Source organism: Holophagales bacterium, assembly GCA_016719485.1.
Taxonomy (GTDB): domain Bacteria; phylum Acidobacteriota; class Thermoanaerobaculia; order UBA5066; family UBA5066; genus UBA5066.
In genome coordinates, this window is the sequence record JADJZB010000011.1 from 30,889 (window position 1) to 45,940 (window position 15,052).

Below are 15,052 nucleotides of genomic sequence, written 5' to 3' on the forward strand. Positions count from 1 at the left end.
GAGGTGGCAGATGAACGAGATTACGGCACATATCGACGTATCTGGCAGACTCGTCATTCCTGCCGCACTCCGGCGGAACCTCGGCCTGATGCCCGGGGCGAGCGTCACCCTCCGCGTGGCCGGCGGGGAGCTGCGCGTCGTGGCGAGGAGCGAGGCCGTCAAGGCCGCGCAGGCGCGCGTTCGACGCTACGTGAAGCCCGGACGAAGCCTGGCGGGCGAGCTGATCGCCGAACGGCGGGCGGAGTGGCGGCGTGGCTAGGGTCGTCCTCGACGCCTCCGCGATCCTCGTCCTGCTGAACGACGAGCCGGGGGCGGCCGCCGTGGCCCAGGCACTGGAGGACGCGGCCGTGAGCGCCGTGAACCTCTCCGAGGTCGTCGCGAAGCTCCTCGAATCCGGAATGCCTCGCGAGGAGGCGGAGGATGCCCTCGGCGGGCTCGGGCTCGACGTGCGCGCCTTCGACGAGCGGGCGGCCTGGGCGGCGGGCGCGCTTCGAGCGGGGACGAGGAAGGCCGGCCTCTCTCTCGGCGACAGGGCCTGCCTGGCGCTCGCGAGAGATCTCGGCGTTCCGGCCGTGACTTCTGATTCTGCGTGGACGAAGGTCTCTGCGGGCGTGGAGATCCGGCTGCTCAGATGAGGCCAGGAGAAACACCCTCGCCCGGATCGGCCTCGACGAACTCGCGGATCGCGGCCCCCTCGGACGCCATCCGTCCGAGAGTGGGGGCCACCCTTCCCATCGTGACGGAAGAAAGGCGGGAACAGGGAATGACGGAGCTCGGGCAGCCCCTGGAGCGTCGGACCTTCGAGGCACGGAGCCTCTATGCCGCTCACCCTCCTCTGCTTCACGACCCGAACAAGCGGGTCGTCCTCGAGGTCGCCTGCCCGCCGGGGTCGTCGCACGGAGGGCGGATCGTCGCCTCGAGGTGGGCCGCGATGCCACTGCCCGGGACGCTCGCCGTCGCATCGGCGATCGGGCGCGTGGTGCGTCACGACGGCTTCTACGACTACCGGCCGGTCCTCACGGCGGCAGGGGCGGTCGAGTGGCACGTGAACTTCGCCGATCCCCATCTCTTCTTCGCCTACGGGAGCTCCCTCTTCGCGCAGGACGAGATCCAGGTCGCGGAGCACCCGATCCTCGGCTCTCTCAGGGAAGCGCTGCTGGCGGAGGGGGCGGCCGCGCTGACCGTCGAGCGGGGCCGGCCGACGCCGGTGCTGGTGGCGGGCGCCCAGCGCCGCTGCCACGTCGCCACGGACCCCGACCCGGCAGAGGGACGCCCGAGGGGCCTTTACGGGAACGAGTTCGGGAGGGCCGCAGCCGAGGTTGTCCGGCGTGCCACGAGGCGCATCGACCCGCCGACGGTGACGAACATCATCGCGATGGCCGCGCCGGCGGGGGGGCACGGCCCGTACTCGGACGGGCAGATCACGCACGTCCTGACGACGGCCTTCACCGGCTTTCGGGCCGCCGTCCTCGAGAGCGGCGCCGGCCCGGTCGCGGTCCACACCGGCTTCTGGGGGTGCGGGGCGTTCGGCGGAAACCGGGTCCTGATGGCGATGCTGCAGGTGATCGCGGCCGGCGCCGCGGGCGTCGCCCGGCTCGTCTTCCATGCGCCGGGTACGTCGGGAGCCGCTTCACTCGACGCTGCGCTGCGGCTGACCCGGGGGAACCTCGGAGGCGCGCCATCGAGCGCCGCCGACCTGGTCCGCCGGATCGCCGCGCTGGCGCTCGCGTGGGGCGAGAGCGACGGCAACTGACCGCTGCCGCACTCCTCCCTTCGCCTAGGCTGCCGGGGCCTCGGGCAGGGCGATGTCGTTGGTCCGGAAGGCTCCCAGGAGGCCGGCCTTGTCGACCGCCTTCATGTACGCCTCCCGGGGCTCGACGAGCCCGCGCTTCACGAGGTCGACGAGCGAGTCGTTCAGGAGGCGCATTCCCTGCGCCTTCGACGTCTGGAGGATCGACGGGAGCTGGAACGTCTTTCCGTCGCGGATGAGGTTCGCGACGGCGTTGTTCGTGAGGAGGATCTCGAGCGCCGCGACGCGCCCCCCGCCGATCTTCTTGCAGAGCGTCTGCGCGACGACCCCCTTGAGAGAGTCGGCGAGCATCGTCCGGATCTGCTGCTGCCGGTCCGCCGGGAACTGGTCGACGATCCGGTCGACGGTGGAGGTCGCGGTCGTCGTGTGCAGGGTCCCGAAGACGAGGTGGCCGGTCTCGGCCGTCTCGATGGCGATGGCGATCGTCTCGAGGTCGCGCATCTCGCCGACCATGACGATGTCGGGGTCCTCGCGCAGCGCGGCCCGGAGGGCGTCCTTGAAGGAGCGGGTGTGGCTGCGCACCTCGCGCTGGTTCACGAGGCACTTCTTGTTGCGGTGGACGAACTCGACCGGGTCCTCGATGGTGATGATGTGGTCGGTCCGCGTCTCGTTGACGTAGTCGATGATCGCGGCGAGCGTCGTCGACTTGCCGGAGCCGGTCGGGCCGGTCACGAGGACGAGCCCCTTCGAGAGGTCTCCGAGCTTCACGACCGCCTCGGGGAGGCCGAGCTGCTGCACGGTGAGGATCTCGATCGGGATCTGGCGGAGGACGGCTCCGACGCCGTGCCGGTCGCGGAAGACGTTGACGCGGAACCGCGCGACGCCGGGGATCTCGTAGGCGAAGTCGGTGTCGTTGCGCTCCAGGAACTCCGTCCGGTTCTTCTCGGGAAAGATGGGGGCGAGGGCCTTCTCGACCTCGTCCGACTCGAGGCGGGGGTGGTCGAGCTGCTCGGCCATGTCTCCGTGGATGCGGAAGACGGGCCGGGTTCCCGAGGAGAGGTGGACGTCCGAAGCCTTCAGCTCGAGCATCCGGAGGAGGATCGCGTCGAGCGGCCGTTCGGTCCGGGACGGCGCGATCGGCGCGATCGCCGGGGCGGCCGGCGAAGGCGTGTACGCGAGCCCGTCGACCGGGGTCGGGACCGGAGCGGGCGCGGGCGGGGGCTCGGGCTCGGCGTAGAAGCTCGGGGCCTTGCGCGCCGGGCGGCAGATCATGATGCCCGCCCTCCCCCCGAGGAGGCCGAAGCGGATCTCGACGGATTCCCTCCCGGGGCCGAGGTCGAGGGGGATGCCGTGGCGGCTCCGGGCGAGCTCCTCGGCGTCCCGGCCCGGGGCCACTTCGGCGACGACCGCGCGGAACGACTCGAGGCTGACGGGCTCGCGCCCGACGAAGGCGCGGGTGGTGCCGCGGGTCATGAAGAGCCGCTCGCCGGGAATGATGTAGAGGGCCTCGCCCTCGGTCTGGAGGAGGTTGGCGACGAGGAGGTCGATGCGAGAGGCCATGTCCCGTCCCCCTTCAGAACGACACGCGCGCGATGTGCGCCGTCGCGACGAAGACGAGACGCGTGCCCAGCCCGATCACGACGAAACGTCCGACGGAATTGAAGACGTCGGACATCCGCGCGTGGCCCTCGATCGCCGTGGACCGCAGGATCCCGGAGACGTCCTGGCCGGAGACGAGGTGGAGCGTCACGAGGTCGAGGGTCGTCCCCTCCACCAGGCCCGGCTCGGCGCCCGGCCCGTCGGCGTCGATCTCGATCGTGACGAGCGCGTCGCGCGAGAGGAGCCCGCTCGAGCCGTCCGCGAGACCGACGGGCAAGAACCGGCGGTCCTCTTCGAGGAGGACGCGAAGGGGCGTGAAGCCGGGATCCCGCTGGGCATCGGGGAGGAGCCAGAAGGTCACGTCGAGGCGGGCGCCACCGCTCAGCTGCACCGAGGCCGCGCACGGCGTCGTCGTCCGTCGGGGGATCGAGTCAGGCATGGCGTCCTCCGGTCGCGCAGTGGGAATTCTAGGCGCGCGGGGCGCGCGGGACGGCCGTTTTCGGCGTTCGCACCGCGGGCGGGCCCCGCGCGTCCATAATCCCGGCGAGTGTCCCGGCCCGCCCTCCTTCCGCGTCTGGCCCTCATGGCCGCCCTGGCCGCTGCGTGGCCCGGCCTCGCCGTCCCCGCACCGCCGGCCACGTTCGTCCAGCCGGCGGGCTCTTCGCTCCTCGTCCGGGCGACGGACGCCGACGGAAAGACGTTCGTCTCGGTGGGCGACGTCGCGACGGCGCTCGGCGGGACGCTGTCGTACGAGGCGGCCACCGCCTCCTACGAGCTGAAGGTCGGGCCGCACACCGCGGTCTTCGGGACGGAGACGGCCATCGCCGTCGTCGACACGAAGCTCGTCCAGCTCGCGTCCCCCGTGCGCGGCGAGGGCTCCACGGCCTTCGCCGACGCCGACTTCTTCAGCCGCGTCCTCTCGCCCCTGTTCGGCGTCACGTTCTCGTGGGACCGGGTCGGGCGCACGCTCGCCGCGCGGCGGGTGGAGACGCCGGAGATCGGCGTCGAGGCGACGGTGTCGGCCTTCGAGGGGACGACAAAGGTCGTCTTCCGCTTCACGAAGCCGCCGTCGTTCCGGGTGGAGAAGGGGGACGAGCAGGTCGTCCTGAGGTTCCCGGGAGTCAAGCTCGTGCCGGCCCTCCCCGAGATGGCGGTGGACGACACCCGGGTCGCGCGCCTGTTCCTGCGCCCGTCGGAGCTGGCGGTCGTCCTGAAGGGGAAGGACCTCTCCACGAACGTCTACCCGCTCGCGGGCCCGCCGCGCCTCGTCGTCGACGTGACGCGCGGGGCGCCGCCGCCGCCGGTCGGCTTCGTGCCCGCACCCGCCGCGAGCCCGGTCCCGGGCGCCCTCGTCGTGCCCACCCCCACGCCGCGGCCCGCGCCGCGCGTCGTCGTGATCGACCCGGGTCACGGCGGGACGGAAGAAGGGGCCAGGGGGCCGGGCGGACTGCTGGAGAAGGACGTGGTCCTCGCCCTGTCGAAAACGGTGCGCGAGGTCCTCACGGCCCGCGGCTACCGCGTCGTGACGACCCGCGACAGCGACGCCTCCGTGGGCCTGCAGGACCGGACGGCGATCTCCAACGCGGCAAAGGCCGACGTCTTCCTGTCGCTCCACATGAACGCGTCGCGGGCCGCGTCGGCGCACGGGACGGAGGTCTACTACCTCTCGCTCGACGCGTCCGACCGTGCCGCGGCCGCGCTCGCCGAGGCCGAGAACGAGGCGGAGCCGACGGCGACGCCCTCCGCCGAGACGAACGCGGCGCTGCGCGACCTCGACCTGATCCTCTGGGACCTCGCCCAGAACCAGCACATCACGGCGTCGAGCCGCCTCGCCGAGATCATCCAGGGCGACTTCAACCGCCTCCTCGGCATCACGACCCGCGGCGTCAAGCAGGCGCCGTTCCGCGTCCTGATCGGCGTCAACGCGCCGGCCGTCCTCGTGGAGGTCGCCTTCATCTCCAACCTCGAGGAGGAGCAGAAGATCGCCTCCGAGGAGTTCCGGAGAGCGGTGGCCGAGACCCTCGCGGGCTCCCTCGACACATTCTTCCGGGCTGCGGCCGACGCCGTCGCGCCGGTTCCGTTCGTCCCGCCGCCGAACGGGCGGCGCTGACGCCGTCGCGATGCCGCGCCGCTTCGCCCTCGCGCTCCTCGCGCTCCTCGTACTCCTCCTGCTGGGGCTCTTCGTCGGGAGGCGCGTCCACGAGGCACGGCAAAAACGGCAGGTGGCCGCGCGGCCGACGCCGACCCGCACGATTCCGCCGCCCCCGACACCGATCCCGGCGCGGCTCGTGTCGATCTGGTTCGAGTCGGCCGAGGATGAGCGCTTTCATCCCGAAGCGCGGGAGGTCCCGGCGGCGGTCGACGACGTCGCGTTCCTGCGGAGCCTCGGCGCGGCCGTCCTGGAGGGGCCCCGCCACCCGGACCTGCTGAAGCCCTTCCCCGACGGATGGACGCTGCGCGCCGCGTTCCGGCTCGCCGACGGCCTCGCGGTTCTCGACCTCGCCCCGCCCGGGCTCCTCCCTGCGGCCCCGCTCTCGCCCGAGGCCACGCCCACCGGGCCCGCGGGAAAGGACGCGGCGAAAGGGCCGGAGGCCACCCCGACGCAGGCGCCGCCAGCCGCGGTCGCCGAGCCGCCGAAGCGCTGGGAGACGGGTTCCTCGGAGGAGATCGGCGCCGCGCAGTCGCTCGTCCTGACCGTCACGAAGAACCTCCCGTCCGTGTCCCGCGTCATCCTCCTCGTCGGCGGCGAGCCGGTGGAGACGCTCGCCGGGCATGTCGACCTGACCCACCCGCTCCTTCCCGACCTCTCCCGTGCGGCCGACGAGACGCCGCTCGTGGCGCCGATGCCCGAGCCGCCGGCGTCACCGGTGCCCGCGGCGACGCCGGTTCCACCGTCCCCGAAGCTTCCTCCCGTCGCCGCGCCGCGTCCCGCGGTGCGCCCCACCCCGCAACCCGCCAGAAGCAGCTACCGCGCATGACCGACGAACGTCCCATCGGCCTCTTCGACTCCGGCGTCGGCGGGCTCACCGTCCTCGACGCCGTCGCCCGCCGCCTGCCTTCGGAGAACCTCCTCTACCTCGGAGACACGGCGCGCCTGCCCTACGGCACGAAGTCGGTCGAGACCGTGCGCCGGTACGCCCGCCGTGCCGTCTCGCTCCTCCTCTCGCGCGGGGTCAAGGCGCTCGTCGTGGCGTGCAACACGGCCTCGGCCCTCGCGCTCGACGCCATCGTCGAGGAGGCCGGGGACGTTCCCGTCGTGGGCGTCGTCGGGCCGGGAGCCCGCGCGGCGCTGGCGCGGGCGGGCGGCCTGAGCGGCCCCGCCGCCGAGGCGCCGATCGCCGTCCTGGCCACGGAGGCGACGGTCGCCTCCGACGCCTACGGCCGTGCCATCCGCTCGCTCGACCCGTTCCGCACGGTGATGAACGTCGCCTGCCCGCTGTTCGTCCCGCTCGCGGAAGAAGGATGGACGGAGAACGACGTCGCGCGCGCCGCCGCGCGGCTCTACCTCGCCCCCGTCGTCGAGGCGAGGGCCCGCGTCGTCGTCCTCGGCTGCACGCACTACCCGCTCCTCTCCACGACGATCGCCGCCGCCCTCCCCGAGGGGACGCTCCTCGTCGACTCGGCGGCCTCCACGGCGGTCGAGCTCGACACGCTCCTCGGCGCCAGCGCGCGCCGCGAGGGCGGGCCTGGCGAGACGCACCTGCTCGTCACCGACGCCTCCGAGCGCCTGCGCCGCGTGGCCGGGCGCTTCCTCGGCCGCGAGGCGGCGGTCCTGGAGCTCGTCGACCTGCCGTAAGCTCCGCCCTGATGGCTCGCCTCGACGGTCGCTCCCCGCTCCAGCTCCGCCCCATGTCCCTCGAGTGCGGCGTCGTGCCGCACGCCGAGGGCTCGTGCCTCATCGTCCAGGGAAAGACGAAGGTCCTCGTCGTCGCGACGCTCGAGCAGAAGATCCCGCCGTTCCTGCGCGATGCGGGCGAGGGATGGGTCACCGCCGAGTACGGGATGCTCCCCCGCGCGACCCTCGAGCGGTCGCCGAGGGAAGGCGCCAAGGGAAAGCAGACGGGGCGCACGCTCGAGATCCAGCGGCTCATCGGGCGCGCGCTGCGCGGCGTGGCCGACCGGACGACGTTCCCGGACTGGACCGTGACGCTCGACTGCGACGTCCTCGTCGCCGACGCCGGCACGCGCTGCGCCTCGGTGACGGGCGGGTGGGTCGCCCTCGCGCTCGCCCTCGAGACGCTTCGCAAGAGGGGCGGGCTGAAGAAGCGCCCCTTCCGCGAGGCGGTCGCGGCGATCTCGGTCGGCGTCCTGCCCGACCGCGAGCGTCCCGAGGGCCTCGTCGCGCTCGACCTCGACTACTCCGAGGACTCCACCGCGCACGTCGACCTGAACGTCGTCGGCACGTCCACCGGGCGCTACGTCGAGGTGCAGGGGACGGCCGAGCGCGAGCCGTTCGACGACAAGCGCCTCCGCGAGATGCTCACGGTGGCCAAGCGGGGCTGCCGGCGCCTCTTCCGCGCGCAGCGCAAGGCGCTCGAAGGGCGCGTCCCGGACGACTGGCTGCCGCCCGCCTGACGCGGCCCTCAGGCCTTCTTCGCCAGCTCCGCGATCAGCTTCGCGACGTCCTTCGGCGCCTCGATCGGGGCGTAGTGGCCGACGCCGGCGAGGCGGGTGATTTTCGCGTCGGCCCGGGCATCGAGGATCGTCTCGACGTCCTTCGGAGGCGCGAGCGGGTCTTCCGCGCCGGTCACGAGGAGGAGCGGGACCTTCGTCCCGGCGAGCCGTTTCGAGAGGGGCGGCGCGGCGAGGAGCCCGTCCACCGAGCGTTCGAGCGCCCGGAGCGCAGCCGGGGCGCGAGGGCCGGTCCGCGCCGCCATCCCGCGCGTCACGAAACCCTTCTTCCCGGCGCCGTCGACGGCGAAGCCGTAGCCGAGGGCGTTCCTCATGGACGTGTCCGGCGCCGAGCTGACGAGCGCGGCGCGCGACATCGCCTTCCACTTGAGAGTGGCGGTGAAGCCGTAGGTCACCGCGCCGAGAGGCGAGACGAGCCCGAGGGCCAGGATTCTCTTCGGCGCCAGGACCGCGAGCTCGCCCGCGACGCGGCCCCCGAGCGAGTGGCCGACGACGACCGCCGTTTCCACGCCGCGATCGTCCATCTCGCCGAGGACCCAGCGCGCGAGAGAGGCGGGGTCGTAGCTGTCGTGCGGGCGCGTGGACCCGCCGAAGCCGGGGAAGTCGAGGGCCAGGGGCGAAAGACCCTTCGGAAGCGCCGCCGCCGCCGCGGCCCAGTCCTGGGCCGAGCCGCCGAGACCGTGCAGGAGCAGGACGGTACGGCTCACGACGCCGCTCCGGGACCGGCGCCGGCCGCGAGTGGACATCCCCCCGCCGCGGGCTGAAAATCCGCCGCGCCGGGGCGTAGCGCAGTGGTAGCGCAGTTGCTTTGGGAGCAACAGGTCGGCGGTTCAAACCCGCCCGCCCCGACCACACTTTCCGGGCTCCGCTCGATTCCGCTCATGCCGTCGGCCCCTTCCGCCCCGCCCCGGGCGTCCGCGCGTTTGGCGCGGGATCTTGGCAGAGCGGACCGGGGGCGTCGAGACGGAAAGGCCCGGCGCGGGGAGCTCACCGCGCCGGGGCGTTCCGCGTCACGACCGGGTCACTTCTTCGCCATCTGCGGCGGCTGGTACTCGGGGGCGGCGTTCTTCACGGGCGGCACGGTCTTCAGGTAGGCGTAGACGGCCTTGAGGTCGTCCTCGGTCGCCTGGCGGTAGGCGGGCCAGGGCATCGGCGGGTTGATCGGCCGCCCCACGCCGAGGTGCTTGCCTTCCTTGATCGCGCGGACGAAGTTCGCTTCCGTCCACGCGCCGATGCCGGTGGCGTCGGAGGTGAGGTTCACGGCGTAGGTGACGCCCCAGGGGCCCGCGAAGGCCGTGTTCGTGGCGTTTCCGGCCCAGACCCAGCCCTTCCCGTCGACGGGAGGACCGCCCGGGACCTTCAGCTCCCGCGGGTGGCCGGAGAGGCGGCGGGTCATGTCGGGCTCGGGGCCGCGGGCGCCCATCTTCATCGGCGTGTGGCAGTCGTCGCACCCCATGACGGCGACGAGGTACTTGCCGCGCGAGACTTCGGGCGAGGCGCCGAAGGTGAGGGGCTTCTTCGGCGTCTCGCCGGCGAGGGCGGCGGCCGACGCGGCGAGGGTGGCTGCTGCGGCGGCGAGGGCGATGCGGCGGACGACGTCGGCGGCGTTGAGGGTGGCGGTCATGAGCGATCTCCTTTGTGTTTGTGACCCGAAAGATGTAGCGCGCCTCCGGGGCCGGCCACCTAAGAACTGACTAACGCTCCCTAAGAATTCACTAACCGACGGGGGCTGCGGTAACCTCCGGCCACCGTGAAAGCTCCGGAAAACCTGGCGGCCCTGGTCGAGGGGCTCGTCGCGGTGCACGTGGCCACGCGCGACGACGCGTTCGTCCCCGACGAGGTGATGGCCGCCGCCGCCCTGCCCTCGGCCGACGGCCGAAGCCTGACCGTGTACCTTCCCGTCGCGACGTCGGAAACGAGCCTCGCGAACCTGCGCGCCAACGGGGCGATCGCGGTCGTCCTCTCGCAGCCCCTGACGCACCGCACGGTCCAGCTGAAGGGACGGGTCGAGACGCTCCGGACCGCCCGCGAGGAGGAGCGGACCGGAGTCGAGCGGATGGCGGCGGCATTCGACACCGAGGTGGAGGTGATCGGACTCCCTCCCGCCGTCGTCAGGCGCCGGACGAGGTGGCCCTGCCACGCGGCGACGTTCGTCGTCAGCGAGGCCTACGAGCAGACACCGGGTCCGCGCGCGGGAGAGCCGATCGTGGGAGGGGAAGCCTCGTGATCGGGAAGCTCCCCGCCCTCGGGCGCTGCTTCCAGGGAATCATCCCCGGGTCGCTCGCCACGTGCGGCCTCGACGGGACGCCGAACGTCACCTACCTGAGCCAGATTCGCCAGGTCGACGACCGGCATGTCGCCATCTCGAGGCAGTTCTTCAACAAGACGAGCCGCAACCTCGAGGAGAACCCGCGCGCGACGGCCACCGTCATCGACCCGATCACGTTCGAGGAGTGGAAGCTCGGTCTCCGGTACGTGCGGTCGGAGACGGACACGCCCCTCTTCGTGGAGATGGCCCTGCGGATCGAGGCGATCGCCTCGCACACGGGGATGAAAGGGATCTTCAGGCTCCTGTCGGCCGACGTCTGCGAGGTGGAGTGGATCCGGCCGGTCGACGGGTTCCTGGAGCCCGCGACGAAGGAGAAATGCGACGCGCCGGCGCTGGTCGATGGTCCGATGACCGAGATCCGCGCGCTCTCCGTCGTCTCCTGCCGCATCAACCGGGCGGTCGACCTCGAGTCGCTCTTCTTCGACGCCCTCGCCGCGCTCGACGAGGTCCTCGGCTTTCGCCACTCGATGCTCCTGCTGCTCGACGAGAAGGGGCGGACGCTCGTGACGATCTCGAGCCACGGATACGGCGGGAGCGGCGTCGGAGCGGAAGTGTCGGTGGCGCAGGGACTCATCGGGACGGTCGCGGCGACGGGTGCGCCGCTGCGCCTCTCGGGGATGGAGTCGCTGCTGCGTTACTCGCGCGCCGTGCGCGGGACGATCGAGGCGGCGGGAGGAGGCCCCCAGCTTCGCCGCGAGATCCCGCTTCCCGGCTTGCCCGACGCCGAGAGTCAGCTCGCGCTGCCGCTCCTCGTCGAGGACCGGCTCATCGGGGTCCTCGCGCTCGAGAGCCGCGACCCGCTCGCCTTCGAGGAGTGGCACGAGGAGTTCCTCCTCGTCCTGGCGAACCAGATCGCCATCGGCATCGACCGGCTCTCCGAGCCGGCGGAGGATGAGGCGGCACCGGTGCCGAAGCCGGCGGCGATCCCGCGGGCCGACAAGCCGCGCCGGACCTTCCTCTACTACCCGGCCGACGACTGCGTCTTCGTGGACGGCGAGTACCTGATCCGCAACGTTCCCGGGAAGATCCTCTGGAAGCTTCTCCGCGCCCGCACGGACGAGGGACGGCGGGAGTTCACGAACCGCGAGCTGAGGCTCGACCCCTCGCTGGGACTGCCGGCCGTCAAGGACAACCTCGAGACGCGGCTCATCCTGCTGCGCAAGAGGCTGGAGACGAAGTGCCCCGACGTCCGGCTCGTTCCCGTGATGCGCGGCCGCTTCGCCCTCGAGGTGGACGGCGAGATCCAGCTCGAGGAGCGCGCTGCCGGCTGAGCGCGACGCCAGCCGGCGCGGAGGGGGTTCGGGGGAACCGGCCGCAGGCCCGAAGGGCCCGGGTTCCCCCGAATACACTCAGGCCGGGGCGAGCGCGTTCGGGCGGGTGAGGCCGGCTGCGCGGAGGGCGGCCACGACGGCCGGTACGTCGTCGGTGACGAGGGAGGCGGCGCCGAGGCGCGCGAAGCGGACGGCCTCCTCGGGGTCGTTCACCGTCGCGACGTGGACGGCGATCTCCTCGGCCTTCGCCTCGGCGAACAGGCGCTCGGAGGCGAGCGCGACGGCCGGCGCGATGCCGCGGCAGCCGTTCGGCAGGTTCGGCCAGAGGCGCCCCTCGGGCCGGTAGACCGTGCCGTCGTAGCAGAACGCCGTTTCCATGGCCGGCTGCGTCTCGCGCGTCCGCCGCAGAGGCTCCGGGGCGGAGCTCGCGACGATGCTCCTCTCGAGGGCGTTGAACTGCGTCAGGAGCGCGGCGACACGGAACTCGAGGAGGCCGGGACGCGGCGCGGGGCCGGGCTTGAGCTCGACGAGGAAGCGGCCGTCGTGGCCGTAGCGCGTGAGGACGTCGCGCAGCAGCGGGACCGCACCGCTCTTCTCGCCCTTCGTCAGCGTGACGGAGAGGAGCTCGGGAAGGTAGAGGGAGGCGATAGGGAGCCGCCGGTTGCCGAGAACGACTTCCGCCTCGGCGGATACGACGACCTCACCGTCAGCCGTGAGGCGGACGTCGAGGTGGAGGGCGTCGGCACCGTCGGCCTCGGCCTGGTCGAAGGCCTCGATCGTGTTCTCGACGGCGTCGCGGGTCGAACCGCGGCGGGCGACGACGAGGGGCGCTTGGCTTCGGAAGACGTTCATCCCGCGAGGGATTATCCTCGCGCACGATGAAACCGCGAGGGGGCTCACGCTCCGGGCCGCCCAGGCGGCCCACCGGACGTCCGCCGGCACGGCCCGGCGTTCGTCCTCCGTTCAGGCCCGACGACCGTCCCGCACCGCGCGCCGAGGGCGGCGCGCCCGGTGGCCACTACGACCGTCCCGCGGGGCCGCGGCCGGATCGCCCGCCGTTTCGGCGGGATGGCAGTCCTTCGGCGCCACGCCCGGATCGTCCGCCGTTTCGCCGGGACGACCGTCCCGCGGGGCCGCGCCCGGACCGCCCGCCGTTTCGGCGGGATGGCAGTCCCTCGGCGCCACGCCCGGATCGCCCGCCGTTTCGCCGGGACGACCGGCCCGCGGGGCCGCGCCCGGATCGCCCGCCGTTTCGCCGGGACGACCGGCCCGCGGGGCCGCGTCCGGATCGCCCGCCGTTTCGCCGGGACGACCGGCCCGCGGGGCCGCGTCCGGATCGCCCGCCGTTCCGTCGGGACGACAGGCCCGCGGGGCCGCGTCCGGATCGCCCGCCGTTCCGCCGGGACGACCGAACCTCAGGGCCTCGGCCGGATCGTCCGGCCTACCGCCCGGACGACCGGCCTGGTGGGCCGCGCCCGGATCGTCCGCCGTTCCGCCGGGACGACCGGCCCGCCGGGCCGCGTCCGGATCGTCCGCCGTTCCGCCGCGACGATCGAACCTCAGGGCCTCGGCCGGATCGTCCGGCTTACCGCCCGGACGACCGGCCTGGTGGGCCGCGCCCGGATCGCCCGCCGTTCCGGCGGGACGACAGGCCTGCGGGGCCACGCCCGGACCGTCCGCCGTTCCGCCGGGACGATCGGCCTGGGGGGCCTCGGCCGGATCGTCCGGCCTACCGCCCGGCCGACCGGCCGTCCGGCCCGCCCTCGGTGTCGAGGCATCCGGCGCGCGAGGGGGCCCCGCCTGTCCGGCGCGAGAGGCCGCCCGCCGCGCTGCGGACAGCAGTCGTCGCGGACGCGATGCCCGCGACGGTACGCCGCGAGCTGACGCCGCGTGCCACGCGAAGTCTCCCCGTTGGCGCGTTCCCCGTGCCGCTCTCGACTCTCGACTGGCTCCTCTCCCGCGAGTGCCCCGCCGCGCGCTACGTCGCGCTGCGCGACCTCCTCCACCGCCCGGCGAAGGACATCGAGCGAAGGAAGGCACGGCAGGTGCTCGTGCGCGACGCTTTCGTGAAGGATGCCCTCCCGCAGCTGCGCGGGATGCTCCCGACCGGCGGCCCGTCCGACTCCGCCGAGGCGACGGACCCCGGGACGTCCTATGTCCTCCTTCTCCTCGAGCTCGGGTGTGACGCCGACGTGCCGGAGCTCAGGCACGCCGCCGACCTCCTCCTCGCCCGCTGGGAGCGGGTGATCGTCGACATCGAGCGGGGTGAGTCCCCCGCCGTGGGCAGCGGCTTCGTCTCCGCGTGCCGTGCGCTCTTCCTCCTGGGCTACGGCGACGACACGCGGCTCCTCGGCGCGGTCGATCACCTCGCGCGGCGCCGGGTCACCTCGGACCACGTCGGCCCGAGCGTGGCCGCGGACCTCCTCGTCCTGGCGTCCGTGGCCGAGCCGAAGCGCTCGGCGGCCGTCAACAACGCGATCTCGTTCTGTATCGAGCGGGCGAGGAGCGTCGAGCTCGCGGCGATGACGGGCGACGCGGAGCGGACCGGGATCCCCGTCGGAGACCCGCCGGATCTCCTCGAGCTCCTCCGTGGCATGGCCGCGGCGGGTGCGCCGCGCTCTCCCGAGGTCGACGCCGCCCTCTCGCGCCTGGTGGCCCGCGCCGACCACCGCGCGCGCTGGAAGCTGGAGCGTCCCGTCGGCGTGCGGCTTCCCGTCCCCCTCGAGAGGGAGGGGGACCTCTCGCGCTGGGTGACGATCCGCGCGCTCGGCGTGATGCAGCACTTCCTGAGCCTGACGATCACGGGAGCGCCGTGAAGACGCGGCTGCCGCTCGTCCTCCTTCTCGTGGCGGCGCCGGTTCTTTCGGCCGCGTGCGGAAAGCTGATGGGGCCGCCCCCGCGGCCGAGGACGGACGGCTACTCGGCTCTCGTCACCGTTCGCGGAGGCGGCACCGAGCTCGCGAAGTTCCGGCTGGCGGTCCGCGGCGAGGCGGTCCGCCGGTCGACCAGCGACGCCGAGAACGCGACGTACTTCATTCGCGAGACGGCCGGAGGCGAGGTCTTCGAGGTAGACCCGGCCACGAAGAGCTACCGGGTGGGAACCCCCGAGGCGCTCCTGGCCCACCTCGAGGACTTCCCGCTCGGCGCCGACTTCAACCACGCCGCCGAAGCGAACCGCCGGGGGATCAAGGACTACCACCGCGAGTCGGACGCGGTCTTCGCAGGGAACGCCTGCAACATCTGGCGCTTCGCCGACCGCCCCGACGCGTTCAACTCCCCGACGACGACGTACTGGACGACGCCGGCCCTCGACGGTGTGGTCGTGCGCAAGGTGCGCGCCGTGCCGAGAGCGGACGGCAAGGAGGACAAGACGTTCGTCGAGCTGACGTACGTCCGGGTCGGAATCGACCCGGAGCTCTTCCGCGCTCCGGAAGGGTACCGGCGGGAGGATGCTCCGGCGCGGTAACGCAG

General features: G+C 73.1%; 17 protein-coding genes and 1 tRNA gene. 13 read left to right on the forward strand and 5 right to left on the reverse strand.

Annotated features, from left to right (window positions below):
* The first annotated feature begins 10 nt into the window (after positions 1-10).
* The 3 genes from IPN03_08960 to IPN03_08970 all read left to right on the forward strand — a co-directional run bounded on the left by IPN03_08960 (position 11) and on the right by IPN03_08970 (position 1,753).
* Positions 11-259 carry an AbrB/MazE/SpoVT family DNA-binding domain-containing protein gene (locus IPN03_08960; protein MBK9373841.1) on the forward strand — a complete coding sequence of 83 codons (249 nt, stop codon included), beginning with the start codon at positions 11-13 and terminating at the stop codon, positions 257-259.
* On the forward strand, positions 252-635 hold the full coding sequence (locus tag IPN03_08965) for a type II toxin-antitoxin system VapC family toxin (protein ID MBK9373842.1): 384 nt from the start codon (positions 252-254) through the stop codon (positions 633-635). Before IPN03_08960 ends, IPN03_08965 begins: the two co-directional genes overlap by 8 nt.
* A gap of 128 nt (positions 636-763) precedes the next feature.
* Complete coding sequence (locus IPN03_08970) at positions 764-1,753, forward strand: hypothetical protein (GenBank protein MBK9373843.1); 990 nt, start codon at positions 764-766, stop codon at positions 1,751-1,753.
* A 24-nt stretch (positions 1,754-1,777) separates the two neighbouring features.
* On the opposite strand, the gene IPN03_08975 is transcribed toward IPN03_08970, so the two are convergent.
* Positions 1,778-3,022 carry a type IV pilus twitching motility protein PilT gene (locus tag IPN03_08975; protein ID MBK9373844.1) on the reverse strand — a complete coding sequence of 415 codons (1,245 nt, stop codon included), beginning with the start codon at positions 3,020-3,022 and terminating at the stop codon, positions 1,778-1,780.
* Between the two features lie 301 nt (positions 3,023-3,323).
* Complete coding sequence (locus IPN03_08980) at positions 3,324-3,788, reverse strand: hypothetical protein (protein MBK9373845.1); 465 nt, start codon at positions 3,786-3,788, stop codon at positions 3,324-3,326.
* A 108-nt stretch (positions 3,789-3,896) separates the two neighbouring features.
* Between IPN03_08980 and IPN03_08985 the strand changes: the two genes are divergently transcribed.
* Genes IPN03_08985 through rph form a run of 4 tightly spaced genes read left to right on the forward strand, consistent with a single transcriptional unit; the run spans position 3,897 to position 7,924 of the window.
* Positions 3,897-5,459, forward strand: coding sequence for an N-acetylmuramoyl-L-alanine amidase (locus IPN03_08985; GenBank protein ID MBK9373846.1), 1,563 nt, complete (start codon positions 3,897-3,899; stop codon positions 5,457-5,459).
* A 10-nt stretch (positions 5,460-5,469) separates the two neighbouring features.
* Entirely contained in the window at positions 5,470-6,327 is an 858-nt protein-coding gene (locus IPN03_08990) for a GerMN domain-containing protein (protein MBK9373847.1), read from the forward strand.
* Complete coding sequence (locus IPN03_08995; protein ID MBK9373848.1) at positions 6,324-7,145, forward strand: glutamate racemase; 822 nt, start codon at positions 6,324-6,326, stop codon at positions 7,143-7,145. The genes IPN03_08990 and IPN03_08995 overlap by 4 nt, the downstream gene beginning before the upstream one ends.
* 11 nt (positions 7,146-7,156) lie before the next feature.
* The gene (gene rph, locus IPN03_09000; GenBank protein MBK9373849.1) at positions 7,157-7,924 is read left to right on the forward strand and encodes a ribonuclease PH; all 768 of its coding nucleotides are present in this window, start codon (positions 7,157-7,159) and stop codon (positions 7,922-7,924) included.
* Between the two features lie 8 nt (positions 7,925-7,932).
* Here the strand turns inward: rph and IPN03_09005 are convergent, their stop codons facing one another.
* The gene (locus IPN03_09005) at positions 7,933-8,688 is read right to left on the reverse strand and encodes an alpha/beta fold hydrolase (GenBank protein ID MBK9373850.1); all 756 of its coding nucleotides are present in this window, start codon (positions 8,686-8,688) and stop codon (positions 7,933-7,935) included.
* A 70-nt stretch (positions 8,689-8,758) separates the two neighbouring features.
* Between IPN03_09005 and IPN03_09010 the strand changes: the two genes are divergently transcribed.
* A tRNA-Pro gene (locus IPN03_09010) sits at positions 8,759-8,833 on the forward strand.
* A gap of 169 nt (positions 8,834-9,002) precedes the next feature.
* Here the strand turns inward: IPN03_09010 and IPN03_09015 are convergent.
* Positions 9,003-9,605 carry a c-type cytochrome gene (locus tag IPN03_09015; protein MBK9373851.1) on the reverse strand — a complete coding sequence of 201 codons (603 nt, stop codon included), beginning with the start codon at positions 9,603-9,605 and terminating at the stop codon, positions 9,003-9,005.
* Between the two features lie 126 nt (positions 9,606-9,731).
* Between IPN03_09015 and IPN03_09020 the strand changes: the two genes are divergently transcribed.
* The gene (locus IPN03_09020) at positions 9,732-10,208 is read left to right on the forward strand and encodes a pyridoxamine 5'-phosphate oxidase family protein (protein ID MBK9373852.1); all 477 of its coding nucleotides are present in this window, start codon (positions 9,732-9,734) and stop codon (positions 10,206-10,208) included.
* On the forward strand, positions 10,208-11,581 hold the full coding sequence (locus tag IPN03_09025) for a GAF domain-containing protein (GenBank protein ID MBK9373853.1): 1,374 nt from the start codon (positions 10,208-10,210) through the stop codon (positions 11,579-11,581). The genes IPN03_09020 and IPN03_09025 overlap by 1 nt, the downstream gene beginning before the upstream one ends.
* Before the next feature lie 78 nt (positions 11,582-11,659).
* On the opposite strand, the gene IPN03_09030 is transcribed toward IPN03_09025, so the two are convergent.
* Positions 11,660-12,433: a glycerophosphodiester phosphodiesterase gene (locus IPN03_09030; protein ID MBK9373854.1), complete on the reverse strand. Its 774-nt coding sequence runs from the start codon at positions 12,431-12,433 to the stop codon at positions 11,660-11,662.
* Positions 12,434-12,592: 159 nt separating this feature from the next.
* On the opposite strand from IPN03_09030, the gene IPN03_09035 reads away from it, so the two are divergent.
* Genes IPN03_09035 through IPN03_09045 form a run of 3 tightly spaced genes read left to right on the forward strand, consistent with a single transcriptional unit; the run spans position 12,593 to position 15,047 of the window.
* Positions 12,593-13,465: a hypothetical protein gene (locus IPN03_09035; protein MBK9373855.1), complete on the forward strand. Its 873-nt coding sequence runs from the start codon at positions 12,593-12,595 to the stop codon at positions 13,463-13,465.
* A complete protein-coding gene (locus IPN03_09040) occupies positions 13,438-14,397 on the forward strand; it encodes a hypothetical protein (GenBank protein MBK9373856.1) in 960 nt (319 codons plus the stop codon). The genes IPN03_09035 and IPN03_09040 overlap by 28 nt, the downstream gene beginning before the upstream one ends.
* Positions 14,394-15,047, forward strand: coding sequence for a hypothetical protein (locus tag IPN03_09045; protein ID MBK9373857.1), 654 nt, complete (start codon positions 14,394-14,396; stop codon positions 15,045-15,047). The genes IPN03_09040 and IPN03_09045 overlap by 4 nt, the downstream gene beginning before the upstream one ends.
* Positions 15,048-15,052 lie beyond the last annotated feature (5 nt).

Excerpts from the sequence above, each read along its gene's own strand:
- IPN03_08960 (MBK9373841.1), top strand. The coding sequence starts at position 11 with ATGAACGAGATTACGGCACATATCGACGTATCTGGCAGACTCGTCATT.
- IPN03_08970 (MBK9373843.1), top strand. The coding sequence starts at position 764 with ATGACGGAGCTCGGGCAGCCCCTGGAGCGTCGGACCTTCGAGGCACGG.
- IPN03_08975 (MBK9373844.1), bottom strand. The coding sequence starts at position 3,022 with ATGATCTGCCGCCCGGCGCGCAAGGCCCCGAGCTTCTACGCCGAGCCC.
- IPN03_08980 (MBK9373845.1), bottom strand. The coding sequence starts at position 3,788 with ATGCCTGACTCGATCCCCCGACGGACGACGACGCCGTGCGCGGCCTCG.
- IPN03_08990 (MBK9373847.1), top strand. The coding sequence starts at position 5,470 with ATGCCGCGCCGCTTCGCCCTCGCGCTCCTCGCGCTCCTCGTACTCCTC.
- IPN03_08995 (MBK9373848.1), top strand. The coding sequence starts at position 6,324 with ATGACCGACGAACGTCCCATCGGCCTCTTCGACTCCGGCGTCGGCGGG.
- rph (MBK9373849.1), top strand. The coding sequence starts at position 7,157 with ATGGCTCGCCTCGACGGTCGCTCCCCGCTCCAGCTCCGCCCCATGTCC.
- IPN03_09015 (MBK9373851.1), bottom strand. The coding sequence starts at position 9,605 with ATGACCGCCACCCTCAACGCCGCCGACGTCGTCCGCCGCATCGCCCTC.
- IPN03_09030 (MBK9373854.1), bottom strand. The coding sequence starts at position 12,433 with ATGAACGTCTTCCGAAGCCAAGCGCCCCTCGTCGTCGCCCGCCGCGGT.
- IPN03_09040 (MBK9373856.1), top strand. The coding sequence starts at position 13,438 with ATGCCCGCGACGGTACGCCGCGAGCTGACGCCGCGTGCCACGCGAAGT.